The organism is Ensifer sp. 22460, from assembly GCF_052044935.1.
Classification (GTDB): Bacteria; Pseudomonadota; Alphaproteobacteria; order Rhizobiales; family Rhizobiaceae; genus Ensifer.
This window is the reverse complement of record NZ_JBQENZ010000006.1, coordinates 257,597-281,948: the sequence shown is the minus strand read 5'-3', so window position 1 is coordinate 281,948 and position 24,352 is coordinate 257,597. Positions and strand designations below refer to the sequence as shown.

Annotated in this window: 18 protein-coding genes and 1 riboswitch; of the genes, 13 read left to right on the top strand and 5 right to left on the bottom strand. The window is 63.2% G+C overall.

The window, feature by feature from the left end; genetic code table 11:
• Window positions 1-186: 186 nt before the first annotated feature.
• The 7 genes from ACTJKM_RS10175 (at window position 187) to ACTJKM_RS10145 (ending at window position 10,420) form a co-directional block, all read left to right on the top strand.
• Window positions 187-1,548 carry an extracellular solute-binding protein gene (locus tag ACTJKM_RS10175; protein ID WP_058329820.1) on the top strand — a complete coding sequence of 454 codons (1,362 nt, stop codon included), beginning with the start codon at window positions 187-189 and terminating at the stop codon, window positions 1,546-1,548.
• A 116-nt stretch (window positions 1,549-1,664) separates the two neighbouring features.
• Entirely contained in the window at window positions 1,665-2,573 is a 909-nt protein-coding gene (locus ACTJKM_RS10170) for a carbohydrate ABC transporter permease (RefSeq protein ID WP_440635736.1), read from the top strand.
• On the top strand, window positions 2,573-3,403 hold the full coding sequence (locus ACTJKM_RS10165; RefSeq protein WP_440660307.1) for a carbohydrate ABC transporter permease: 831 nt from the start codon (window positions 2,573-2,575) through the stop codon (window positions 3,401-3,403). The genes ACTJKM_RS10170 and ACTJKM_RS10165 overlap by 1 nt, the downstream gene beginning before the upstream one ends.
• Before the next feature lie 13 nt (window positions 3,404-3,416).
• On the top strand, window positions 3,417-4,520 hold the full coding sequence (locus ACTJKM_RS10160) for an ABC transporter ATP-binding protein (RefSeq protein WP_113512646.1): 1,104 nt from the start codon (window positions 3,417-3,419) through the stop codon (window positions 4,518-4,520).
• 7 nt (window positions 4,521-4,527) lie between these two features.
• Window positions 4,528-5,931, top strand: coding sequence for a CehA/McbA family metallohydrolase (locus ACTJKM_RS10155; protein WP_058329816.1), 1,404 nt, complete (start codon window positions 4,528-4,530; stop codon window positions 5,929-5,931).
• Window positions 5,932-6,117: 186 nt separating this feature from the next.
• Window positions 6,118-9,504: an ATP-binding protein gene (locus tag ACTJKM_RS10150; protein ID WP_113512648.1), complete on the top strand. Its 3,387-nt coding sequence runs from the start codon at window positions 6,118-6,120 to the stop codon at window positions 9,502-9,504.
• Window positions 9,497-10,420, top strand: a complete 924-nt coding sequence (locus tag ACTJKM_RS10145; RefSeq protein WP_058329815.1) for a response regulator transcription factor — start codon at window positions 9,497-9,499, stop codon at window positions 10,418-10,420. Before ACTJKM_RS10150 ends, ACTJKM_RS10145 begins: the two co-directional genes overlap by 8 nt.
• A gap of 150 nt (window positions 10,421-10,570) precedes the next feature.
• On the opposite strand, the gene ACTJKM_RS10140 is transcribed toward ACTJKM_RS10145, so the two are convergent.
• Window positions 10,571-11,425 carry a hypothetical protein gene (locus tag ACTJKM_RS10140; RefSeq protein ID WP_245296289.1) on the bottom strand — a complete coding sequence of 285 codons (855 nt, stop codon included), beginning with the start codon at window positions 11,423-11,425 and terminating at the stop codon, window positions 10,571-10,573.
• 524 nt (window positions 11,426-11,949) lie between these two features.
• Here ACTJKM_RS10140 and ACTJKM_RS10135 point away from each other — a divergent pair.
• The gene (locus ACTJKM_RS10135) at window positions 11,950-12,450 is read left to right on the top strand and encodes a hypothetical protein (RefSeq protein ID WP_058329813.1); all 501 of its coding nucleotides are present in this window, start codon (window positions 11,950-11,952) and stop codon (window positions 12,448-12,450) included.
• Window positions 12,451-12,523: 73 nt separating this feature from the next.
• On the opposite strand, the gene ACTJKM_RS10130 is transcribed toward ACTJKM_RS10135, so the two are convergent.
• The gene (locus ACTJKM_RS10130) at window positions 12,524-13,135 is read right to left on the bottom strand and encodes a glutathione S-transferase family protein (protein WP_113512658.1); all 612 of its coding nucleotides are present in this window, start codon (window positions 13,133-13,135) and stop codon (window positions 12,524-12,526) included.
• 90 nt (window positions 13,136-13,225) lie between these two features.
• Between ACTJKM_RS10130 and ACTJKM_RS10125 the strand changes: the two genes are divergently transcribed.
• Window positions 13,226-13,945 (top strand): helix-turn-helix transcriptional regulator, encoded by a 720-nt coding sequence (locus tag ACTJKM_RS10125; protein ID WP_057251762.1) that lies wholly within the window; start codon window positions 13,226-13,228, stop codon window positions 13,943-13,945.
• Between the two features lie 72 nt (window positions 13,946-14,017).
• Here the strand turns inward: ACTJKM_RS10125 and ACTJKM_RS10120 are convergent, their stop codons facing one another.
• Window positions 14,018-15,343 carry a dicarboxylate/amino acid:cation symporter gene (locus tag ACTJKM_RS10120; protein ID WP_440635727.1) on the bottom strand — a complete coding sequence of 442 codons (1,326 nt, stop codon included), beginning with the start codon at window positions 15,341-15,343 and terminating at the stop codon, window positions 14,018-14,020.
• A gap of 228 nt (window positions 15,344-15,571) precedes the next feature.
• On the opposite strand from ACTJKM_RS10120, the gene ACTJKM_RS10115 reads away from it, so the two are divergent.
• From ACTJKM_RS10115 to ACTJKM_RS10100, 4 genes are all read left to right on the top strand, one after another.
• A complete protein-coding gene (locus tag ACTJKM_RS10115) occupies window positions 15,572-17,440 on the top strand; it encodes a sensor histidine kinase (RefSeq protein WP_440635725.1) in 1,869 nt (622 codons plus the stop codon).
• Window positions 17,441-17,443: 3 nt separating this feature from the next.
• On the top strand, window positions 17,444-18,808 hold the full coding sequence (locus ACTJKM_RS10110; RefSeq protein WP_440635723.1) for a sigma-54-dependent transcriptional regulator: 1,365 nt from the start codon (window positions 17,444-17,446) through the stop codon (window positions 18,806-18,808).
• Between the two features lie 94 nt (window positions 18,809-18,902).
• Window positions 18,903-19,031, top strand: a riboswitch (TPP riboswitch).
• A 90-nt stretch (window positions 19,032-19,121) separates the two neighbouring features.
• Window positions 19,122-20,942: a phosphomethylpyrimidine synthase ThiC gene (gene thiC / locus ACTJKM_RS10105; protein WP_440635721.1), complete on the top strand. Its 1,821-nt coding sequence runs from the start codon at window positions 19,122-19,124 to the stop codon at window positions 20,940-20,942.
• A 213-nt stretch (window positions 20,943-21,155) separates the two neighbouring features.
• The gene (locus tag ACTJKM_RS10100) at window positions 21,156-21,671 is read left to right on the top strand and encodes a hypothetical protein (RefSeq protein WP_440660299.1); all 516 of its coding nucleotides are present in this window, start codon (window positions 21,156-21,158) and stop codon (window positions 21,669-21,671) included.
• A gap of 223 nt (window positions 21,672-21,894) precedes the next feature.
• Here the strand turns inward: ACTJKM_RS10100 and ACTJKM_RS10095 are convergent, their stop codons facing one another.
• Complete coding sequence (locus ACTJKM_RS10095) at window positions 21,895-23,139, bottom strand: Zn-dependent hydrolase (protein WP_440635717.1); 1,245 nt, start codon at window positions 23,137-23,139, stop codon at window positions 21,895-21,897.
• A gap of 35 nt (window positions 23,140-23,174) precedes the next feature.
• Entirely contained in the window at window positions 23,175-24,350 is a 1,176-nt protein-coding gene (locus ACTJKM_RS10090; RefSeq protein WP_440660297.1) for a M20 aminoacylase family protein, read from the bottom strand.
• Window positions 24,351-24,352 lie beyond the last annotated feature (2 nt).

The following is a 24,352-nucleotide window of genomic DNA, read 5'->3' as shown; positions in this document are numbered from 1 at the left end:
CTCGCCGATTTCGTCAAGTGGAATAGAAATTCTCCCGACAATCACAGAAAGAACACCTGGTCTGTGTTGACAAAGATGAAAGCGTGTTCATTCTTGATCGTCGTCGGGACAGCGGACCTGGAGGAGGACCGGACTGTCGCAGCCAGACACATGGGTCCTTGAGAGGATCGACCGGGAGGAGAAAACATGCGTACCAGGTTTCATTCCCTATTGCTCAGCGCAGCCGCGGCCATCGCCTTTGCCGCGCCCGTGAGCGCCACCGAACTCAACATCACCTGCCGCTGCATCATCGGCGGCGTAAACAGCGGCATGGCCGAGTGGATCGAAAAGAAGGTCATTCCGGCCTTTACCGAGAAGATGAAGGCCGAAGGCAAGGACGTCACCGTCAAGCTCACCCAGTTCGGCGGCGAGGACGAGCAGCTGACGCAGCAGCTCGCGCTCGATTTCTCCACCGGCGCCGGCCCTGATGTCTCCGGCTTCGACGGCTTCCTGATCCCGAGCTTCGTCCAGGGCAATCTCCTGAAGTCGCTCGAGGAAGTGGCCGGCCCAGACGTTCCGAAGTGGGAGGGCTGGCAGCATATCTCCGACGGCACCAAGGCGCTGATGAGCTACCAGGGCAAGCCCTATGGCATCGCGCTCGGCACCGACGCCCGCATGATCTTCGTGCGCAAGGACCTCTTCAAATCGGCCGGCCTCGATGCCGACAGCTGGCAGCCGAAGTCTTGGGATGAGTTGCTCGACGCCGCCCGCAAGATCAAGGAGGCGGCCCCCGACAGCTTCCCGTTGCAGCTCAACGCCGGCGTCTCCATGGGCGAGGCGACCACGATGCAGGGCTACTGGATGGCGCTGCTCGGCACCGGCGAACAGGTCACCGACGACAGCGGCAAATATATCGTGTCGAGCCAGGGCATCCTCGACACGCTGAAGCTCTACAAGACCATCTATGTCGACGACAAGCTCGGCGACCAGCGCGCGCAGCTGCTTGCCGACGGCCGCAACCGCACCTTCGCCAATTTCCGCGATGGCAAGACTGCGATGCTCGTCGAGGGCGACTGGTTCTATCGCTCGGTCACAGCACCCGGCGCCGAATTCGCCGTCGCCGATCGCGACAACACCATGACCTGGAAGAAGATGCCCGCCGCAGCACCCGGAAAGGGCTTACGCGGCCAGGATTTCGTCACGATGTCCGGCGGCACCGGCTTCGTCATCAATCCGCATACGGACGCGCCTGTCGAATCCTGGGCGCTGCTCTCGTTCATGAACAGCAAGGAGCAGCTCGACGCGTTCCAGGAAATCCAGCCCGCCATCCGTATCCGCGACGACGTGGCGATCCCGAACTCGCCGTTCCTGACGGAAACGGCAACGACGCTGCTGCCGATCACCACGGCCCGTCCGAACGACGCCAATTACAACAAGGTCTCGACCGAGATCCAGCGCATGACCGAAAGCGTCGTTTCCGGCGAGCTCTCGCCTGAGGACGCGATGGCCCAGTACAAGGCGGCCGTCATCGCCATCGTCGGCGAAGAAAACACCGTCAGCACTCTCTAAAGCCAATGCGGGATGTGGCCGCAACGGGGCCCTCATCCCGCTTCGATCCAACGACAGAGCGCCCGGCTGCCATCCGTGGCCGGGCTCCCGATCCAGGATATGGGCATGAAACGCGCATGAAGAAATTCTCCCTGCTTTCGACGCGCGCCGGCGCGCTTTTCCTGGCACCGGCCACGGCCCTCGTCGGGGTCTTCGTCATCGTTCCCTTCTTCTGGGTGATTTTCGTTTCCTTCACCAACCGCACACTGCTCGGCCGCACGGCCGTCGACCCCGATTTCGTCGGCCTGCAGAACTATTTCGCGCTCTTCAATCCGGCGACCTTCTTTACCCGCGGCCAGTTCGGGTTTTCGCTGATCCTGACGATCCAGTTCGTGCTGCTCTCGGCGCTGATCGGCCAGGCGCTCCTCGGCCTGCTGCTCGCCTGGCTCAGCCAGTCGGTGACGCCCGCACTCAAGTCCTTCCTGCAGACGGCAGTCATTGCCGCCTGGATCCTGCCAGAAGTGGTGATCGGCTTCGCCTGGTTTGCCTTTCTCGACTACGACAACGGCACGCTCAACATGATCCTGCGCGGCCTCGGCCTGCCGCCCGGCGACTGGCTGCTGCAGCAGCCCTTCTGGGTGATCGTGTTCTTCAACACCTGGCGGGGTGCCGCCTTCTCGATGATGCTGTTCAACTCGGCCTTCCAGTCGATCCCGCCGAGCTACTTTCAAGCCGCCGACGTCGCCGGCGCCACCTCCTGGCAGAAGCTGCGTGACATCGCGCTGCCGCTGATCCGCGGCCACGTCGTGACCGATCTGATCCTCATTACCATGTGGACCTTCAACGTTTTCACGCCGTTCCTGCTCACCCATGGCGGTCCGTCCTACCGTACCGAAATCCTCTCGATCTACACCTACCGCATCGCCTTCAAGGACTTCGAGTTCGGCAAGGGGGCCGCCGTCGGCGTCGTCATCATGCTGATCAACCTGGCATTCGCGCTCATCTACCTTCGCCTTGCCCACAAGAAGCCGGTGGAGGCGGAATGATGCGCAAAGCTCCCAACATCTTCGTAAGGCGCACGGTCTTCTCCGCTGCCGCCACCTTCCTCGGCACGGTCTTCGCGCTGCCGCTCGTCTGGTTCATCTTCGCGCCCTTCAATGCGCGGACCGAACTCGGGCTCGCCATCCCCTCGCCCTTCACGCTCTCGAATTTCGCGACCGTCTTCCAGAACACTTTCGCCATGCAGGCGCTGTTAAACAGCCTCATCCAGGCGGCAGGCGGCGTGGTGCTGGTCGGTGGAGCGGCTACGCTTGCGGCCTATGCGCTGTCGCGCTCGCCGATCCCGGGCAAGGGCGCGGTCACCTATATCCTGCTGCTGTTCTCGTCAGTCGTTTCGGGCTCGGCCGCGATGGTGCCGATCTTCCTGATCATCTCGGCCGCGGGCCTCATCGATACTCATCTCGCCGTCATCCTCGTCTTTGCCGGCGGGCTGCTGCCGACAGCGATGTTCATTCTCAGGGACTTCATCGACGCCATCCCGCGCTCCTATGAGGAGAGCGCGATGGTCGCCGGCGCCTCGCCGCTCCAGGCCTTTTTCGATGTCGCGCTGCCGGTCATTCGGCCCGGCATCGTCGTTGTCGTCGTCTGGGCCTTCGTCAACATCTGGGGCAGCTTCCTCATCCCCTTCATCCTGCTGCGCAGCGACAAGCTGATGCCCGCCTCGGTCGCCATCTACTCGTTCTATTCGGAAGCCGGCACGCCGATTGTCACGCTGCTTGCCGCCTATTCGCTGATCTATTCGCTGCCGGTCATCGCCCTCTATCTCTTCGTGAATTGGAAATTCGGTTTCCGGTTCTTCGGTGGCATCAAGTCGTAATCGGAAACCCGCCATGGCCTCTGTCGAATTCCAGAACATCTCCAAGACCTTCGGCGCTTTCGTCGCGGTTCCCGACATCAGTTTCCAGATCGCCGACGGCGAGTTCATCTGCCTGCTAGGCCCGTCGGGCTGCGGCAAGACGACCAGCCTGCGCATGATCGCCGGCCTCGAAACGCCGTCTTCTGGCCGGGTGATGATTGGCGGCCGCGACGTCACCTATCTGCATCCGAAGGACCGCGGCATTTCCATGGTCTTCCAGGACTATGCGCTCTATCCGCATATGAACATCGCCGACAACATCGCCTATCCCTTGAAGGTGCGCGGCGAGCAGGAAACCAAACGCCACGCCCGCGCCAAGGAGGTGGCCGACGTGCTCAAGATTGGCGACCTTCTGAAGCGGTTGCCGAGCCAGATTTCCGGCGGCCAGCAGCAGCGCACGTCGCTGGCGCGGGCGCTGGTCTATCCAAGCGAGGTCTATCTTTTTGACGAGCCGCTCTCCAATCTCGATGCCAAGCTCCGTCTCGAAGCCCGCGGCTTTCTCAACCATCTGCAGCGCGACATGGGCATGACCGCCGTCTACGTCACCCACGACCAGGCCGAAGCCATGGCGCTCGCAACCCGTATTGCCGTCATGGACAAGGGCCGGATCGTGCAATTCGCCCCGCCGATCGAGATCTATCGCCGGCCGGCAACCACCTTCGTCGCCAATTTCGTCGGCAATCCGCCGATGAATCTTGTTGCCGTCGAGGCATCGATCGGTGAAGGCGCGCTGCATCTGCGCGCCGACGGCCTAAAGCTCTCACCGATCGAATTGAATGACGCCATCGCCAAGGCGGCAAGATCAGGCAAGATGACACTCGGAGTGCGCCCCGAACATCTGCGCATCGCGGGTCCGGGCGACGACAACGTCCTTTCCGGCGAACTCTTCGCCAACGAAAACATGGGGCCGGAGAGCCTCGTCACGCTTGAGCGCGGCGACAACGGCCGCGTCACCGCGCGCATTTTCACCGACGACGAGATCAAGGTCGGGACATCGGTGCATCTCGCCTTCGACGCCAGGCACATCACGCTGTTCGACGACAGCGGTGCACGCATTCCTGCGGCCGATGAGCGCTGAGGCCGCCATGCAGGAATTTTCCGCGAGGATCACCCGCAAGCACCAGGCGGCCGATCCCTATTTCTACGTGCCCTTCGATGTACCCGAGGGCGTGACGCGGATCGACGTGGCGCTGAGCTATCCGAAATCGGAGCAGTGCATCATCGACCTCGGCGCACTTGACCCGCGCGCCACCGACTATCCGACCACCGAGGGCTTTCGCGGCTGGAGTGGCGGCGCACGCGACCGTTTCTTCGTCGCAACGGACGATGCCACCCCCGGCTATATCCATGGCGAGATACCGTCCGGGCGATGGAAGGTCATGCTCGGCCTCTACAAGATCCCCGAAGGCGGCGTCGACGTGTTGGTGACCGCAGACCATGACAGCAGCCGGCGTGCGATCGCGCCGCAGCCGGCGCGACAGTTTCCGGTCCGCAAGGGGGCCGGCTGGTATCGCGGCGACCTTCATTGCCACACGTTCCATTCGGATGCGGCCGGCTCGCCGGAACTGCTGCACGCCGCCGCGCGACACGCGGGGCTCGACTTCCTCGCTGTCGCCGATCACAACACGATCACCCAGCGGCGCTATTTTCACCCACACTCGTCCCCGGAACTCGTCTTCGTGCGCGCCATGGAGGTCACCACCGCCGTCGGCCACGCCAATGTCTTCGGCGTCGACGACTGGATCGATTTCCGCATGACGAGACCCGAGCACGCCCATACGCTCGAACGTCTCGTGCATGAGCGCGGCGGCCTGCTGTCGATCAACCACGACAAGCCGACCATCCCCTGGGATTACGATCTGCCTAAGATCGACTGCATGGAGGTCTGGCAATCCCATTGGCTTGCCTGGAACTGGGTATCGCTGGAGCGCTACCAGCAGCGGCTGGCCTCCGGTCTGAAGATCTCGGCGATCGGCGGCAGCGACTTCCATCAGCCGGCGCGACTGATGCCGGAGGGCCCGCTCGTGCTCGCCCGCCCGACGACGGTGCTCTTTCTCGAAGAACTTTCGGAAGAGGCCGTGCTCGGCGCGATGAAATCCGGCCACTGCTATGTCACCGAAGGCCCAACGGGACCGCATCTGGAACTCACCGCCAACGGCCAGCCCATGGGATCGATCGTCACCGGGCAAGTTGCGGCAGAGGCTTTGGTTCGCGGCGCCAAGGGCGACAAACTCGTATGGCTCGACGCCTCGGGCATTATTGGCGAACAGACAATCGAAGCCGACGACTGGACTGGGCGCTGCACCGGTTCGCCTTCTCTTTTCCTGCGCGCCGAGATCGTTGCTGTCGCGAGCCGGGACGCCATCGTCGCTGCTTTCCGCGAGGCGCTGCCCGGAAATAGCCTGCCGTGGCAACTCTCCAATGACGATCTCGCGCAGCGCGCGGTTCGCCGCGCCATCAGCAATCCAGTTTATTGCAGCCCCGCCTGACCGCCGAGGCCATCAGACCTCAAATGCGCCCGGATCACCGCATTCGGCTATCCCAATAGCCGAATCCGCTGGTCTCGCTTTTTCTTTGCTGCACCGCACATTTTTGCCACTGCAGCAATTTTAAGCAGAAAACATCTGTGCTAAGAAAAAAGGCAGATCCTCCCTTGACGACACGTTAGGACCTCCATGGCGGCACGCCAGCGCATCATTCCCGTTCGGCGAGAATACAATCGCTGGGTCGCCAACCAGACGCTGGAAGACTATGCGCTGCGCTTCACCGCCAAAAGCGCGCGCCGTTTTTCCTCCGAACGCATTTCGCAGACAGCCATCGGCGCAATCTCCTTTCTGGCGCTGGAGGCGATCGGCGGCGCCATCACCATGTCCTATGGCACCACCAATGCGATCGTCGCTATTGTCGTTGCGAGCCTGATGATCCTGACGGTCGGCCTGCCGATCAGCCGCTATGCCATCCGCCATGGCGTCGACATCGATCTTCTGACCCGCGGCGCCAGCTTCGGCTATATCGGCTCGACGCTGACTTCGCTGATCTATGCGAGCTTCACCTTCATCCTCTTTGCGATCGAAGCCTCGATCATGTCAGGCGCGCTCGAACTGGCGCTCGGCATCCCCTTGTGGATCGGCTATATCATCAGTGCCGTCATGGTCATCCCGCTCGTCACCCATGGCGTACGGCTGATCAGCAAGTTCCAGCTGGTGACACAACCCTTCTGGATCGTGCTCAACATCCTGCCTTTCGTCTTCATCGCCCTTGCCGACTGGGAGAAAGTTGGCGCCTGGCTCGCCTATTCCGGCATCCACCATGCGTCCGGCCCACCGGGCACGATCGCCTCGTTCGACCTCGTCGAGTTCGGTGCGGCGTCCGCCGTGATCTTCGCACTGATGGCGCAGATCGGCGAGCAGGTCGACTTCCTGCGCTTCCTGCCGCCGGACGGGCAGCGCAAGCTGCATCACCGCATCGCCGTGTTCCTCGCCGGCTCTGGCTGGGTGATCGTCGGCGCGCCAAAACTGCTCGCCGGCTCCTTCCTCGTCGTCTTGGCGCTCTCGAGCGGCGTGCCCTCGACCAGGGCCGCCGATCCGGCACAGATGTACTACACCGCCTTCGGCTACATGATCCCGTCGGAAACGGCGGCACTGCTTCTGATGGTCGCCTTCGTCGTCGTGTCGCAGTTGAAGATCAACGTCATGAACGCCTATGCCGGGTCGCTCGCCTGGTCGAACTTCTTCTCGCGACTGACGCATAGCCACCCGGGCCGCGTCGTCTGGCTGATCTTCAACGTTGCGATCGCGCTTCTGTTGATGGAGCTCGGCATCTACCGGCTACTTGAGGAAACACTCGGCGTCTTCTCGATCATCGCCATGGCGTGGCTGTGCACCATCTCGGCCGACCTCTTCGTCAACAAGCCGCTCGGCCTGTCGCCGCCCGGTATCGAATTCAAGCGTGCGCATCTTTACGACATCAACCCAGTCGGCCTTGGCGCCATGGCGATCTCTGCGACAGTGGCCCTGACGGCGCATTTCGGCGCCTTCGGTGAAATTGCCGCCTCGCTTGCCCCCTATATTGCCCTCGTCGTCGCCTTCATCGCCTCTCCGCTGATCGCCTGGCTGACCGATGGCAAATTCTACCTCGCCCGCAAGCCGCGCAGGAGCTGGGCCAACCGGACCGAGATCACCTGCTCAATCTGCGAACATCCGTTCGAGCCGGAGGACATGGCCTGGTGCCCCGCCTATGCGGCGCCGATCTGTTCGCTCTGCTGCTCGCTCGACAGTCGCTGCCACGACATGTGCAAGCCGAAGGCGCGCTTCAACACCCAGGTCGCAACCGTCGCCAACACCCTGCTGCCGCGCGCCATCACTGAAAAGCTGGCAACGCGCCTTGGTCGCTATGCGATCTCGGCGATCCTCTCGATTGCCGGCATAGGCCTGATCCTGGCAATGATCGCGCATCAGACCGCCGGCGCTTCTCCGGAAAGCGCCGCGGTGGTCGAGCGTACCGTCGCCATCGTCTTTTTCGTCTTTGCCGTGCTCGCGGGCATCGTCTCCTGGTTCTATGTGCTCGCCCATGACAGCCGCGTGGTGGCCGAAGAAGAATCCTCCCGCCAGAACACGCTGCTGCTGAAAGAAATCGCCGCCCATAAGAAGACCGATGCGGCCCTGCAGCAGGCGAAGGAGACGGCGGAGGCCGCCAACCGCGCCAAGAGCCGCTACGTCGTCGGTCTCAGCCATGAGCTCAGAACGCCGCTCAACGCCGTGCTCGGCTATGCCCAGGTGCTTGAGCGCGACGAGACCATACCGCCGGCGCGACAGGGCGCGATCAAGGTGATCAAGCGCAGCGCCGATCATCTCTCCGGCCTGATAGACGGGCTGCTGGATATCTCCAAGATCGAGGCGGGCAAGTTGCAGGTCTATTCCAACGAGATCAACATTTTCGATTTCCTCGACCAGATCGTCGAAATGTTCCGGCCGCAGGCGCAGGCGAAAGGCATCGCCTTTGAGCATGAGCGCGCCGCCAGTCTGCCGCGTTATGTGAAGACCGACGAGAAACGCCTACGCCAGATCCTCGTCAACCTTCTCTCCAACGCGCTGAAATTCACGGAGCGTGGCGGCATCCGCCTGGATGTCGCCTATCGAAGCCAGGTGGCGACCTTCACCGTTATCGATAGCGGTCGTGGCATTGCTGACAAGGACCTGCCGCGCATCTTCGACCCCTTCCAGCGCGGCGAGGCCGAGCATCAAGGCAGCATGCCAGGCCTCGGGCTGGGCCTGACGATCACCCGGCTTTTGACCCAGACGCTCGGCGGCGAAATCGCCGTCACGAGCACCCTTGGCAAAGGCACCACCTTCCGCGTCCGGTTGATGCTTTCGGCCGTCGACCGTCCGGCGCTCGCGGCACCCGTACGGCGCGTCACTTCCTATCTCGGCTCGCGGCGCACGATTGTCGTCGTCGACGACAATGCCGATCATCGCACGCTGATGCGCGAAATCCTGGTGCCCATGGATTTCACGGTTTTCGCAATCCCATCCGGGGCCGATTGCCTGTCCCTCCTTGCGGACGTCAGCCCTGACCTCTTCCTGATCGACATCTCGATGCCGGGCATGAACGGCTGGGAACTCGCCGGGCGGCTGCGTGAAGCAGGACAAACGGCGCCGATCATCATGCTGTCGGCCAATATCGGCGATGGCTCGACCACTGGCGCCTTCACCGGCCACAACGACACGCTCGCCAAACCCTTCGTCGTCGGCCAACTCGTCGACAAACTTGCGGTGCATCTCGCCTTGACCTGGATCCACGAGGACGAGGAACAGCCGCCGCATGCCGCGCCAACGGTCCGATCGATGACGCGTCCGGATCTTCATCATGTGCAGGAACTGATCCGCCTCGGCGAGATCGGTTACATCAGGGGCATCGAGGCCAAATTGACGGAGATCGCGCTCGCACCCGAACACCAATCCTTCGTCGAGGAGGCGCGGACCTATGTGCAGGCCTTCGATCTTTCCGGCTACGACGCCTTCCTCAGGAACACCCCCCAAGAAGGAGGCGACGCCCGTGGCTGAGACCTATGACCGCCGTGACATCGTTCTGCTCGTCGATGATTCGCCGGAAGCTCTCGGCTTCCTGACCGAAGCGCTAGAGCAATCCGGCTTCTCCGCGCTGATCGCAACGTCGGGCAACGCCGCGCTTTCGATCGCGGAGCGCATCACTCCCGACGTCATTCTGCTTGACGCGGTCATGCCGGGCATGGACGGGTTCGAAACCTGCCGGCGCCTCAAGGCCAACGCCGCCGTCGGCCAGACGCCGGTACTGTTCATGACCGGATTGACGGAGACCGAACACGTTGTTCGTGCGCTGGAGGCGGGCGGCGTCGACTATCTGACCAAGCCGATCAACATCGACGAGCTTCGGGCCCGTATTCGCGTCCACCTCTCCAACGCCCGTTCGGCCCAGAGCGCGCGGGTCGCGCTCGACGCGGCCGGGCGCCATCTCCTGGCTGTGCGCGCAGATGGCAGCATCTGCTGGTCGACCCCACAGGCCACCCGCCTCGTCAATGCCGCAACCGGCCGCGACGATGGGTTGAGTACGGTCACGAGACGCATCGCGCGCTGGATGGAAAACCGCAATCGGGGACCGTCCTCTCACGAAGAAAGCTTCACGCTCGATGAGCCAGGCCAATCAGGCCCGCAGATATCCTATCTCGGCGGCATCGGCCCGAATGAATATCTCTTCCGCCTGACGGCAGAGAACCGGCTGACGGACGACGAAATGCTGCGCCAGCATTTCGCGCTGACACAGCGGGAATCCGAGGTGCTGCTCTGGATCGCGAAGGGCAAGGCGAACCGCGACATCGGCGAGATCCTGGGCCTGAGCGCGCGTACGGTGACCAAGCATCTGGAACAGATCTATGTGAAGCTCGGCGTCGAGAACCGGGCATCGGCCGCCGTCAAGGCGACGCAGGTTCTGCACGGCCTATAGGCAGGCTAGGGTTCGATTTCCGGTCCGTTCCTTGCCGTTTGCGGCGTGTCCAGCGCTAAGGACAGGTCGGCAAATCCTGAGAGCGACAGCCCGATCGATTTACGCATCGCAACTTAAACAATCTGCACGCGCGCGGGGCCGCCACACCTTTCACTTTGTCTGCCACGTTGCCCAGGCGAAGGCTTCATCGAGCGCTGCGAACTTGACCGCTTGCCAATGACGGTAATGGTCGACCAGTCCACGCGAAATCCAGAGAGGACCGCGGCTGCCGGGGTTCTCCCAGCCGAGTACGCCTAGGTCACCGGCACGCGCGAAAACCCTTTGCGCATGGGTGCGCGAGATGATGTAGCGGCTGGTAATTTCGCTCAGCTTCAGAGGCCCTACCCAAATCCGCTGATCGGACAAAGCGCCCATCGGCAGCCGCGCCACCAGATCGTGCAGGATGTTGCTTCCCGACTCCGTCGAGACGAAGGCGGCAATGCTTTCGGGTGGATCGCACCAGGCGCGATCCGCGATGAGCCGCCGCGTCGCACGCGGCAGTGCATGGTGCATCAACACCGGCTGCGTTTGTGACTGCGCCAGCCGTGTTCCCTCGTTGAGCATGTCGAGCGACGAAAGGTGCCCCTCGAACCACTGTCGGATCAGGCCCTCGGCAACATCGGAAACGATCAGCGGCCTGATCCGCCTGTTGCTGCCCTGTTCCGCATCGAGCAGCAGTCGATAGTTGCGCATCTCGGCCAAGTGCGCCGCCGCCGTGTTTTTGCTGGCAACGCTGTTGGCGGCGATAAAGTCGATCAGCTTTGCCGCCGTCAACTCAGGGCGAGATGGATCGGTCAGCCGCTCGAAATGCAACGCTAGGATGGCTTGTGTGAGGAGCCATTTTCTCAAGCTGGCGGTATAGCGCACGATACGCGGAGCGGCGTCATGCATCGCGACCATATGAAGGGCCGCCTGCCGCAACGCCTCCGCAAAGAGCGGATCGCCGACGAGCCGCGCAGGCGTCAACAGCGTTCCGCCGTCCGGGGACGGGACGACTTCCTGTCGCGCCGTCACAGGCAAAAGCCCGACAGCGCATCCGCTGTTTGTTGCTTGCTGCCGCTTGAAATGACCTGGTGGTTAGTGCGTGGCTTTATGCAGGATTGGCCACTCTGAGTGGTTGAAGAAAGCAAAAAACATGTGACACTGAACATAACCCAGCTCCCCTCGCACCCCTACGAACAATACCTAATTCGCATCGGCAGTGAAGATCGAGGTCTATACTTCGAAGGTAACGAAGTCTTTATCGGCTTTTACGGGGTCGCGAGCGCGAAACGCTGATTCGGGTATCAACGGTAAAACGGGGACGTTGGAACCAGCAACGGACCTGGATTCTACCTTTGATCGCTGCCTGGACGTGCTGCCCGATTTGATTGGTCGAGAGATCTGGTCGGATAAGGAGCTTTGAGGAACTTCGCTGCCGCATGCTGCGTTGACGCTCGTGTGCAGCAACGGGGTGTTGTAGCATCCACGAAAAAGGGGAGGCGAAAGGCATGTGGCGATGGGTCCTGATGATTGCGCTCACCTTGACGCCCGCGAGCGGCTCACGGGCAGACGAGGGCGCGTTCCTGAAAACGCTTGGCGGCAATTGGGCAGGCACTGGAACGGTCCGCATCCGCGCCAACATGTCGCCGATCAATGTCTCCTGCAATTTCAGTTCCGAGGCCAGTGGTCTCGCCTTGTCGATGGAGGGTGTTTGCCGCGGCTTGCTATTGATCTCGCGATCTGTCGACGCGAAACTGCGCTATACCGGCTCGACCTATAGCGGCTCCTATCTCGGCCCGCGCGGCGGCCGTGCCGGTCTCAACGGCAGCCGCCGCGGCGACGCGATCATTCTCACCATTCGCTGGGCCAAGGAAGTCAACGGCGACCGCAGCGCCGATCTCACCCTGCGTAAGATCGGCACCAACGGCATGCAACTGACGACGATCGACGTCGATCCCGCCTCAGGCAAGCGGATCGTGACGAGCGAGATCAATCTCAAACGAAAATGAGCTGGAACGTTGCCTCGCCCGGACAAGGGCCCTCGCGGGCTCCTGTCGAGGACCCACCTGGAGTGAGTGACCGTCAGGCTGCAGCCGCGGTGCGAGTGTCGTAGTCGACGGTCCATTGCAGCGACGGGCGCTGCCCGCAGCGTTCGACCCACGCCTTGACGACGTCGCTGTCCGGTGTCGCCGCAGGATACCAGGCAAAGGGCGAATGCAGCAGCAGGTCAACCGCCGAGTAGTGTTCGCCCATCAGATAGGGCCTGTCCTTCAGCGCGTTTTCAAGGCGCTGTGCCATTTGTTCCGGACCGCGGAAGGTGATATCCAGATAGGGGTGCGAAAGCCCCGCCGCCTGCATGATCAGCACCGGCTCAACGACGCCAGCATACCAGGCAAGCCAGCTCAGATAACGGCCGCGCTGCGGGTCGCCGACAGGCGGCGCCAGCTTCTTTTCCGGGAAGAGATCGGTCAGATACTGAATGATCGCAATGCTTTCCCACAGCACGACGCCGTCATGGACGAGCAGCGGCACCTTGCCTTCCGGATGCGGGTTCGCCGGGTCCTTCCGGCCACTGCCGTCACCGCGGGTGATGTCGACGATCTTGATTTCGACCTTGTCGAGGGCGTCGAGTTCGCGAAGCAGCGTGATGATGCGCGACGAGCGCGAGCGCGGGGCGTGAAAGAGCGTCAGCATGATGAAGTCCTCGGTTGCGTTTGCGAATGCGAAACCTATACAGTTGCCCAACTGTCAGTTTCCGTCAGTAGGCTTCGTCTATCTTCAGTCATGGCCCGTAGTGATCGTTTGTTCCGCCTGCTGCAGGCGCTGCGCACCCTCCCTTCCCCGGTAACGGCCGCTCGGCTCGCCGAAGAGACCGGTGTGTCGTTGCGCTCGCTTTACCGGGACATCGACAGCCTGCGTGCCGCCGGCGCCGTCATCGATGGCGAGCGGGGCTTCGGCTACCGGCTGACCGAGGACATTGCCTTGCCTCCCCAGACCTTCACGCGACTCGAAATCGAGGCGCTGGTGCTCGGCCTCGCCGAAGTGCAGCACATGGGCGAGCCTGATCTTGCGGCCGCGGCAGGCGCTGTGCTTTCGAAGATCACGGCGACGCTGCCCGACCGGTTGCAGCGCCAGGCGCTGCACGCCGCATCGCAGGTCTATCGCTTCGAACGCCGGGATCCACCGGTGGCCGATGTCAGCCTGCTGCGCGAAGCCTGCTGGCAGGAGCGCGCGGTCGTCATCGGCTATGTGGACGCTGGGCAACAGAGGACCGACCGGCAGGTGCTGCCGCTGGCGATCGTCTATCTGGAGCGGGTGCTGGTGCTGCTCGCCTGGTGCTGCCTCCGGCAGGACTACCGCAAATTCCGCGTCGATCGCATCGCCGATGTCCGCATGGCGGACGAGAGCTTCCGCCCGCGCCGGGTGCCGATGCTTAGGGAGTTCATCGCCTACTTGAACGGTGGTGCGCCTGATAAACCGAAGATGACGCTGAGCGGGCAATGAGCCCAAACGACGACGCGGCCCNACGGGCCGCGTTCGGACTGCGCTTAGGCAGTCATGCCTTGGGAGGCAAGCTTATTCGGCCGGCTGCAGTGCCGGCTGCGGCAGCGCTTCCGGCGTGCGACCACCAAGGACAGCCGCCATCTGTGCCTCGTCCAGCTCGCCTTCCCACTTCGCAACGACGATCGTCGCGACCGCATTGCCGACGAAGTTGGTGAGTGCGCGGCATTCCGACATGAAGCGGTCGATGCCGAGGATGAGTGCCATGCCGGCAACCGGAACGGCGGGAACGACCGAGAGCGTTGCGGCCAGCGTGATGAAACCGGCGCCGGTGATGCCGGCGGCACCCTTGGAGCTCAGCATGGCGACGAGCAGCAGCAGCACCTGGTCGCCGAGCGACAGTTGGATATCCATGGCCTGGGCGATGAAGAGGGCCGCCAGCGTCATGTAGATGTTGGTGCCGTCGAGGTTGAAGGAGTAGCCGGTCGGAATGACCAGGCCGACGACCGAGCGCTTGCAGCCGGCCTTTTCCATCTTGCTCATCAGGCCCGGCAGTGCCGCTTCCGACGAGGATGTGCCGAGAACCAGCAGCAGTTCTTCCTTGATGTAGCGGATCAGCGCGATGATCGAGAAGCCGTTGTAGCGGGCGACGGCGCCGAGAACCAGGAAGACGAAGAGGAAGGACGTCAAGTAGAAGGTGCCGATCAACATCGCCAGATTGGCGATCGAGGCAACGCCGTATTTGCCGATGGTGAACGCCATGGCGCCGAAGGCGCCGATCGGGGCGGCCTTCATCAGGATGCCGACGAGCTTGAAGACCGGCAGCGTCAGCGCGTGCAGGAAATCGACGACTGGCTCAGCCCTCTTGCCGACCATCGCCAGCGCAAGACCGAAGAGCACGGAGATGAACAGCACCTGCAGGATGTCGCCATCGGCAAAGGCACCGACCAGTGTCGTCGGGATGATGTTCATCAGGAAGCCGGTGATCGTCTGCTCATGTGCCTTCTCGGCAAAGGTCGTCACCGCCTTGGCGTCGAGCGACGCCGGATCGATGTGCATGCCGGCGCCCGGCTGAACGACATTGGCGACGATCAGGCCGATGATCAGCGCCAGCGTCGAAAAGGTCAGGAAGTAGATCATCGCCTTGCCGGCGACGCGGCCGACCTTGGCGAGATCGGTCATGCCGGCAATGCCGGTCGCAACCGTGAGGAAGATGACCGGGGCGATGATCATCTTGACGAGGCGGATGAAGGCATCGCCGAGCGGCTTCAGCTCGGTGCCGAGCGACGGATAGAAATGGCCGAGCAGGATGCCCGCGGCGATCGCCGCCAGCACCTGGACATAGAGATGACGATAGAAAGGTGTCTTGCCGCGCGGTTCCGCGGATTGGTCGATAATCATGATATCCTCCACTGGACCCAGTCCGGCGTCATGCCGGGCCTCCCGGGTCAATTTCCGATGCGCGACAGCTCGGGCTGTCATGAGGATGTCATTTGCAACGGGCGTGCCAGTTCTCTGCGGCGAGAGCCAAGCCCTTGAATCGACGTGGATGTTTCGTTCACACGGCTCGACACGCACAAAGAGTTGAGCGGATTTCCGCACAGGTCGCCTGGAAGTCTGAGCGAAAAAATGCACAATCGCGCCATGTTCAGTGCCCTATCCGCACCCCTCAACCTGGCAGATCTCGACCGGTCGATGCGCCGCACCTGGCTGGTGTTCGCCGGCCTCGCTCTGGCGCTGCTCGTAGCCGGCCTTCTGTTCGCCGGTGAATATGGACGCAACCAGGCGCTCGAAACCGTCGACGCCCAGAGCCGGATCGATGCCAATCTGAAAGCCTCGCTGCTGCGCGCCGTGCTCGAACGTCAGCGCTCGACGCCGCTGGTGCTGGCCGACGACGTCGAGGTGAAAGCAGCGCTTTCGACCCGCGACGGCCAGGCGCTGCAGCGGTTGAACGAGAAGCTGCAGGCACTTGCCGCCAACACGGACGCCGCCGTCATTTATGTGATCGGCAACGACGGCGTCGCGGTCGCCGCCAGCAACTGGCGTGAGCCGACGAGCTTCGTCGGCAACGACTACGCCTTCCGCGAATATTTCCGCATGGCGATGCGGGACGGCAAGGCGGAGCATTTCGCCATGGGCACGGTCAGCAAACGGCCGGGACTCTATATCTCCCGGCGGGTGCAGGGGCAGGACGGCCCGATCGGCGTCGTCGTCGCCAAGCTCGAGTTCGACGATGTGGAAGCGGAGTGGCTCGCCTCCGGCAAGCCGGTCTATGTTACCGACCGGCGCGGCATCGTGCTCATCACCAGTTTCCCGTCCTGGCGCTTCATGACCACCAGAACCATTCCGCGCGATCGTGTCGCTGCGATCCGCGACAGCCTGCAATTCGGCGATGCCTCGCTGCTGCCGCTGCCGTTCCGCGACATCGAGCCGACCAGCGACGGCTCCAGCGAGCTGCATGCGCTGCTGCCCGGCGACAGCGAGCGGCGGTTCCTGCGGGTCGAAACCATGGTTCCGACCACGAGCTGGCGGCTGGAGCAACTGGCGCCATTGGATGGGGCGGTCTCGGCGGCAACCCGCGAGGCCCGGCTGATTGCGCTGGCCGTGATCGTGCCGCTGCTTGCGCTTGCGGCCTTCCTCCTGCGTCGTCGCCAGGCCCTGACCTTGGTTGCGACAAGGGAGCGTGCCGCGCGCGATGAACTGGAGCACCGCGTGGCGGAGCGCACCCAGGATCTCAGCCTTGCGCGTGATCATCTCGAAACGGAGATTGCCGATCACCGGCGCACCGGCGAGAAGCTCCAGGCCGTGCAGCAGGAACTGGTTCAGGCGAACCGTCTGGCGATCCTCGGCCAAGTGGCCGCCGGCGTCGCCCACGAGATCAACCAGCCGGTCGCGACCATCCGCGCCTATGCCGACAATGCCCGCACCTTCCTCGACCGGGGGCAGCAGCAAACGGCGGTGGAGAACCTCGTCAGCATCGCCGAGCTGACCGAAAGGGTCGGTACCATCACCGACGAACTCCGCAGCTTTGCCCGCAAGGGCCGCTTCGTCGCCGAGCCGACACCGATGCGCGAGGTGATCGAGGGCGCCTTGATGCTGCTTCGCAGCCGCTTTGCCGGCCGCATGGATGCAATCATCATCGACCTGCCGGAAAACGGGCTCAGCGTTTACGGCAGCCGCATCCGTCTTGAACAGGTCCTGATCAATCTCCTGCAGAATGCCTTGGAGGCACTCGGCGAGCGCAGCGATGCCGAGATCCGCGTGCGCTGTGAGGAGGACCCTTCCGGCACGGTCTTGCTGGTCGTTTCCGACAACGGCCCCGGCATACCACAGCATATCCGCGAGGATCTGTTCACGCCGTTCAACACCTCGAAGGACGAAGGTCTCGGCCTTGGACTCGCCATCTCCCAGGAGATCGTCGCCGACTATGGCGGCGAGATATCGGTCGAAACCAGCGACAAGGGCACCGTCTTCACGGTTCGCCTGAAGAGGGCCTGAGCGATGCAGCCGTCCGTCTACCTCATCGACGACGACAACTATCTGCGCAAGGCGATGACGCAGACGCTGGAGCTCGCCGGTTTCGACGTCACTTCGCTTGCGAGCGCCGCCGAAGCCTTGGAAACCCTCGACGCGAATTTCGATGGCATCGTCGTCAGTGATATCCGCATGCCCGGCATCGACGGGCTGCAGCTCTTTCGCCGCATCGCTACCTTCGACAAGGACCTGCCGGTCATTCTGGTGACCGGCCACGGCGACATACCGATGGCAGTTCAAGCGCTGCAGGATGGCGTCTACGACTTCATCCCCAAGCCCTTTGCCGCCGACCGGCTGGTGCAGAGCGTGCGCCGCGCGCTCGAAAAGCGACGGCTCGTCATGGAGAACCGCGCGCTCAAACGGGCGGCGGAAACGGCTGGCGACAGCCTGCCGCTGATCGGCCAGACGCCGGTCATGGAGCGCTTGCGCCAGACGATCCGGCACATCGCCGACACGGATGTGGACGTGCTCGTCGCCGGCGAAACCGGCAGCGGCAAGGAGGTGGTCGCGACGCTGCTCCACAATTGGAGCCGGCGCCGCGACGGCAACTTCGTGGCGCTGAACTGCGGCGCGCTGCCGGAAACGGTGATCGAAAGCGAACTCTTCGGCCACGAACAGGGTGCCTTCACCGGCGCCCTGAAGAAGCGTGTGGGCCGGATCGAACACGCGAGCGGCGGCACGCTATTCCTCGACGAGATCGAGGCGATGCCGCCGGCGACCCAGGTCAAGATGCTGCGCGTTCTCGAAGCCCGCGAGATCACGCCACTCGGCACCAATCAGGTGCGTCCCGTCGATATCCGCGTCATCGCCGCCGCCAAGATCGACCTCGGCGACCCGGCCCAGCGCGGCGACTTTCGCGAGGATCTTTACTTCCGGTTGAATGTCGTGACGCTGTCGATCCCGCCGCTGCGCGAGCGCCGCGATGATATCCCGCTGCTCTTTTCGCACTTCCTGACGCGGGCGGCGGAGCGCTTCAAGCGCGACGTGCCTCACATCTCGCCGGCAGTGCAGCAACACCTGATGACCCATGCCTGGCCCGGCAATGTGCGCGAACTCTCGCATTTTGCCGAACGGGTCGCACTTGGGGTCGAAGGCCCGCTGGGGCAGCCCATTGCAGTCGTTGAACAGTCTGGTTTCGCCCTGCCGGAACGGCTCGAACGCTACGAAGCGGAAATCCTGAAGGAGGCGCTTCGCGCCCAGCGCGGCGACGTCAAGGCGACGATCGAAGCGCTCGGCATTCCGCGCAAGACCTTCTACGACAAGCTCCAGCGTCACGGCATCAACCGAGCCGACTATGCGGAGCGCGGCATTCCGGAAAAATCCGGCAGCTAGCTCTCGTCAGCGGCCAAATACACTCTAAAATTGCATCTTCGCCGACCGACGAATTCGCGCTTGACGACCTGTGCCGTTCGATGGCTATCTCTTAGGCATTCACCAGGGGGGTCCCGCAAGGGGCTGAGATTCTGCTGGATGGCCGGCTTGCCGGCTGTGGCGCAGTGACCCGTTGAACCTGATCCAGTTCATACTGGCGTAGGGACGGTGCAGATATCGAAGCCAGGATTCCGTGCGTCCAGCATCTGGCGGAGCGTCTTTCATCCTTCCGGCATCAGAACTGGGTCTCCAATCGCAAACTTGGAGCCTCGTCATGAATATTGCCACAAAGCCTACCCCCCTCTCGGTCACCCAAGGCCCGCTTCCGGCCTCGCGCAAGATCCATAAGCCGGGCATCCTCCACCCGGATATCCGCGTGCCGATGCGCGAGATCGCGCTGCACCCGACCTCCGGCGAGCCGCCGGTTACCGTCTACGATTCCTCCGGCGCCTATACCGCCGATGACGCCGAGATCAGCATCGAGGCGGGCCTGCCGCGGCTTCGCCGCAACTGGATCGTCGGACGCGGCGACGTGGAAACCTACGAGGGACGGATCGTGCGGCCGGAGGACAATGGCTTTGCGAGCGGCGATCGGCTGACGCCGACCTTCCCGTTCCAGCACGCGCCGCTCAAGGCGACTGCTGGCAAGGCGGTAACGCAGCTTGCCTACGCCCGCGCCGGCATCATCACGCCGGAGATGGAGTTCGTGGCGATCCGTGAAAACCTCGGTCGCGATGCGGCACGCGCGAAGGTTCGTGACGGCGAAAGCTTCGGCGCACACGTTCCCGATCATGTGACGCCCGAATTCGTCCGCCAGGAAATCGCCAGCGGCCGGGCCATCCTGCCCGCCAACATTAACCATCCGGAATCCGAACCGATGATCATCGGGCGGAACTTCCTGGTGAAGATCAACGCCAATATCGGCAACTCCGCCGTCACCTCGTCGATGGCCGAAGAGGTCGAAAAAATGGTCTGGGCGACCCGCTGGGGCGCCGATACGGTTATGGACCTTTCGACCGGCCGCAACATCCACAACATCCGCGAATGGATCATCCGCAATTCGCCGGTTCCGATCGGGACCGTGCCGCTCTACCAGGCGCTGGAAAAGGTCAATGGCATTGCCGAGGACCTCACCTGGGAAGTCTATCGCGACACGCTGATCGAGCAGGCCGAACAGGGCGTCGACTATTTCACCATCCATGCTGGCGTACGCCTGCACTACATCCCGCTCACCGTCGATCGCGTCACCGGCATCGTCTCCCGCGGCGGCTCGATCATGGCCAAGTGGTGTCTGCATCACCACAAGGAAAGCTTCCTCTACGAGCATTTCGAGGAGATCTGCGACATCTGCCGCGCCTATGACGTCTCCTTCTCGCTCGGCGACGGCCTGCGCCCTGGCTCGATCGCCGACGCCAACGACGCCGCGCAATTCGCCGAACTGGAAACGCTCGGCGAACTTACGAAGATCGCCTGGGCCAAGGATTGTCAGGTGATGATCGAAGGCCCCGGCCACGTGCCGATGCACAAGATCAAGGAGAACATGGACAAGCAGCTTGCCGTCTGCGGCGAGGCGCCGTTCTACACGCTCGGCCCGCTGACGACCGACATCGCACCGGGCTACGATCACATCACCTCCGGCATCGGCGCTGCGATGATCGGCTGGTTCGGCACCGCCATGCTCTGCTACGTCACGCCGAAGGAACACCTGGGCCTGCCCGACCGCAACGACGTCAAAGTGGGCGTTATCACCTACAAGATCGCCGCCCACGCCGCCGATCTCGCCAAGGGTCACCCGGCCGCCCAGGTGCGCGACGACGCTCTCTCGCGCGCCCGCTTCGAGTTCCGCTGGGAGGACCAGTTCAACCTCTCTCTCGACCCGGAGACGGCCCGTAACTTCCACGACGAGACCCTGCCGAAGGAGGCGCACAAGGTCGCGCATTTCTGCTCGATGTGCGGCCCGAAATTCTGCTCGATGCGGATCTCGCACGACATTCGTGCGGAAGCGCAGAAGGAGGGGCTGGAGGCAATGGCCGCGAAATACCGCGAGGGTGGCGACCTCTATATGCCGGTCGCTGAGGTCGAAGATAAGAGTTAAAGGGCACACGTCGGGAGGGACGCCTCGTAGTCCCTTCCGACGGCAAGGCGGATGCTGGGCCCTGGGGGAATAGCTTGCCCCCTTATCGGTTGAACGATATGTAAAACTCACGCAAAAGTCGCCGCCGGCGGACCCGTCATTCACGCCAAGCTGCCGTCCTCTGCGGCGCTCTTGCAGGACGACGAAAAAAACGCTGTTTACGAGGAGAATGACTTGAGGACACGCCTGCTGAGACTGACGGCCCTGTCGATAGGCGGCCTTGTGGCACTCGCTGGAGATCTGCCACGCCTCGACGACAGCGGGAGTTTTGCCACGGGTTTTTCCTGGATTTCTGCCGCCCATGCGGACGACGAAGTCGGCGGCGGGAATGGTGAAAATGGCACTGATGGCAGCGACCAAGGTGGCGAAAACGTCGGGAGCGGCGGAAGCAACGGCACAGAGGGTGGCGGCGATGGGGGTGGTGGCAATTGGGGCACCGGTGACGGCAGCGGCGTAGGCGGCGTTCCCGGCGGCACCGGCGCAGGCGGCGGAGGTGCTGCCGTCATCGACAGCGATAGCCACAGCGAGCCCCACTCATCGATGCGCGACTCACGGGATTACGGACCAAGCGGCAAGGTCTGGCACGGCGGCAGCAATTTCCTTAACCTTTTCCGCCAGACGCCGGAAAGGCGCTTCGAACGGAGCCAGCCTGAATCTCCTGCCCGGCAGAAGACCGTTCACACGAAATGAGAGCCTTGAAGACAGGTCAACTTCGTCGCAACGGAGGGGAGCTACGCCATTTCTCGAAACCGGACTCCGGATGTGCGTGTAGGAACGGGTTCTGACGCGCGAGAACCAGCTCAGCCGGCGTCAGAGCTTTACATTCGAGATATGTCTATCCCGATCACGACCTGCCGGAGTGTGGCGGCGGAGTTACGGATACAGACCATCGTCTTTCTCGCCGCGAGTATTCCTAACTGCCTTTCCAGCCGCTGCAAGCAATCCGCTCGACGACATCGAGCAGCACATTCGCCCCGGCAACCAGATCATCCGCCTCCGTGTGTTCGCGCGGATTGTGGCTGATGCCGTCGCGGCTCGGCACGAAGATCATCGCCGTCGGCGCGACGCGTGCGATCATCTGCGCATCGTGGCCGGCGCCCGAAGTCATGCGCCGGCTCTTCAGGCCCCGCGCCTTCGCCGAAGCCTCGATCGTGGCGACAATGCCCAGATCGAAGGCGACCGGCTGGAAACGCGCCAGGCGCTCGACCGATATCTCGACACCCTCTTCAGCGGCGACACGCAGGAGGAAATCCGCAAGCGCCGCCTCCAGCGCCTGCAGCCGATCCTCGTCCGGGTCGCGCAGGTCTACGGTGAAGACCGCCCGCGACGGAATGACGTTGATTGCGTCCGGCTCGAAACGCATGGTGCCAATGGTCGCGACGCTCGGAGCGTTCGAGCGGGTTATATGATCGCGCAGGAAAAGGCCGATGCGGGCGGCCGCAAGCCCGGCGTCACAGCGCATCGCCATCGGCGTCGTGCCGGCGTGATTGGCGACACCGTCGATCGTCACCCGCTGCCAGGAAATGCCCTGCAGGTTTTCGACCGCGCCGATTGCAAATCCCTCGCGCTCCAGCACCGGTCCCTGCTCGATATGGAGCTCGACATAGGCGTGGGGTATGAGGAACCCCGGTTCGACATTGCCCGCATAGCCGATCCGCGCGAGTTCCTCTCCCAGCACCGCGCCATCTGTGCCGACGGTCGCAAGCGCCTTCTCCACCGGAAGCCCGCCGGCATAGACGAGCGAGCCGAGCATGTCGGGCGCAAAACGCACGCCCTCCTCGTTGGTGAAGGCGGCAACGACGATCGGCCGGGCCGGCGTCAGACCGCGCTCTCTCAAAGTTTCGATCACTTCGAGCGCGGCAATCACGCCGTAACAGCCGTCATAGATGCCGGCATTGATGACCGTGTCGACGTGCGAGCCGAGCATGATGGGCGCCTCGCCGGCATTACCCTCGTCGCGCCAGGTGCCGAAGATATTGCCGATGCGGTCGATGGCGACTTCGAGACCCGCCGCCTCGATCCAGGCGACGAGGCGATCGCGGCCAGCCTTGTCGTTGTCGGAACCGGCCAGTCGCGTCAATTGCCCGTGGGGATCGCGGCCGATCTCGCCAAGATCGTGAATACGCCCGAGGAGGCGCGCGGCATCGATGGTCTGCATTGGCTTGGCTGTCCTGCTTTCATGCGGATTTCTGTTCATGGCCGGGGCTCAGTCGGCGCCAGTCTCTGCCGGGTGATTTCCGCGTGGTAGCGCGCGCCGAAGATCAGGGCATCATCGTTGAAATCGTAACGCGGATTGTGCAGCGGCGCCGACGTCTCGCCGTTGCCGATGAAGACGAAGCAGCCCGGCACGTGCTCGAGGAAGCGCGCGAAATCCTCCGAACCGGTCATAGGCTCAGCGGCCGTCGCGACATTCTCAGGCCCGAACACCGCTTGCGCCGCAGCAAAGGCGTGGCCGGTCAAGGCCGGGTCGTTGATGAGCGGCACGAACTCGCGTGTGTAGCTGACCTCGACCTCGCAGCCATAGGCATCCGCCGTGCCCTTGGCGATCACGCGCGTCTCCGCCTCGATCTTGGCGCTGACCTCGGGGCGGAAGCTGCGGGCGTCCCCGAGGATCCGGGAGAGGCCGGGCAAGGCATTGCGCGTGCCGTCGGTCAAGAGTTCGGTCACCGAAACGACGCCGATATCGGTCGGCGAAAGGCGCCGCGAGACGATCGTCTGCAGATTGACGACGGTAGCGCAAGCCGCGACAAGCGTCTCATTGCCCCAATGCGGCCGCGCCGCATGCCCGCCAACACCCTTCAGCACGATTTCGAAATTGTCCTCCGCCGACATGATCGCGCCGACACGGGTCTCGAAGCGGCCGACCGGCAGCCCCGGCATGTTGTGCAGGCCGTAGATCTCGTCGAAGGGGAAGCGCTCCATCAGGCCGTCGTCGAGCATCGCCAGCGCGCCCTTGCCCCACTCTTCGGCCGGCTGAAAGATGAAACAAACGGTGCCGTCGAAGCCTCCGCCTTCTGCCAGCATTTTCGCTGCCCCGAGCAGCATTGCGGTGTGGCCGTCATGGCCGCAGGCATGCATGGTGCCGGGCCGGGTCGAGCGATAGGACTGCTCTACCTGCTCCGGTATCCGGAGCGCGTCCATGTCGGCGCGAAGGGCGATGGCGCGATTGCCACTGCCGCGTTTCAGCCGGCCGACGACACCGGTGCCGCCGACGCCTTCCACGACCTCGTCGAGCCCGAATTCTCGAAGCTTCGCCGCGACGAAGGATGCGGTGCGCTGCTCCTCAAAACCGAATTCCGGATGCGCGTGCAGATCACGGCGCCAGGCGGTCATATCCTCGACAAGCCGATCAAAGTCGATTCCCACCATGA

Bases quoted from the DNA above. Each gene is read 5' to 3' on its own strand.
- ACTJKM_RS10170 (WP_440635736.1), top strand. From the start codon at position 1,665: ATGAAGAAATTCTCCCTGCTTTCGACGCGCGCCGGCGCGCTTTTCCTG.
- ACTJKM_RS10155 (WP_058329816.1), top strand. From the start codon at position 4,528: ATGCAGGAATTTTCCGCGAGGATCACCCGCAAGCACCAGGCGGCCGAT.
- ACTJKM_RS10165 (WP_440660307.1), top strand. From the start codon at position 2,573: ATGCGCAAAGCTCCCAACATCTTCGTAAGGCGCACGGTCTTCTCCGCT.
- ACTJKM_RS10160 (WP_113512646.1), top strand. From the start codon at position 3,417: ATGGCCTCTGTCGAATTCCAGAACATCTCCAAGACCTTCGGCGCTTTC.
- ACTJKM_RS10095 (WP_440635717.1), bottom strand. From the start codon at position 23,139: ATGCAGACCATCGATGCCGCGCGCCTCCTCGGGCGTATTCACGATCTT.
- ACTJKM_RS10115 (WP_440635725.1), top strand. From the start codon at position 15,572: ATGCACAATCGCGCCATGTTCAGTGCCCTATCCGCACCCCTCAACCTG.
- ACTJKM_RS10090 (WP_440660297.1), bottom strand. From the start codon at position 24,350: ATGGTGGGAATCGACTTTGATCGGCTTGTCGAGGATATGACCGCCTGG.
- ACTJKM_RS10175 (WP_058329820.1), top strand. From the start codon at position 187: ATGCGTACCAGGTTTCATTCCCTATTGCTCAGCGCAGCCGCGGCCATC.
- ACTJKM_RS10110 (WP_440635723.1), top strand. From the start codon at position 17,444: ATGCAGCCGTCCGTCTACCTCATCGACGACGACAACTATCTGCGCAAG.
- ACTJKM_RS10135 (WP_058329813.1), top strand. From the start codon at position 11,950: ATGTGGCGATGGGTCCTGATGATTGCGCTCACCTTGACGCCCGCGAGC.
- ACTJKM_RS10125 (WP_057251762.1), top strand. From the start codon at position 13,226: ATGGCCCGTAGTGATCGTTTGTTCCGCCTGCTGCAGGCGCTGCGCACC.
- thiC (WP_440635721.1), top strand. From the start codon at position 19,122: ATGAATATTGCCACAAAGCCTACCCCCCTCTCGGTCACCCAAGGCCCG.
- ACTJKM_RS10130 (WP_113512658.1), bottom strand. From the start codon at position 13,135: ATGCTGACGCTCTTTCACGCCCCGCGCTCGCGCTCGTCGCGCATCATC.
- ACTJKM_RS10120 (WP_440635727.1), bottom strand. From the start codon at position 15,343: ATGATTATCGACCAATCCGCGGAACCGCGCGGCAAGACACCTTTCTAT.
- ACTJKM_RS10150 (WP_113512648.1), top strand. From the start codon at position 6,118: ATGGCGGCACGCCAGCGCATCATTCCCGTTCGGCGAGAATACAATCGC.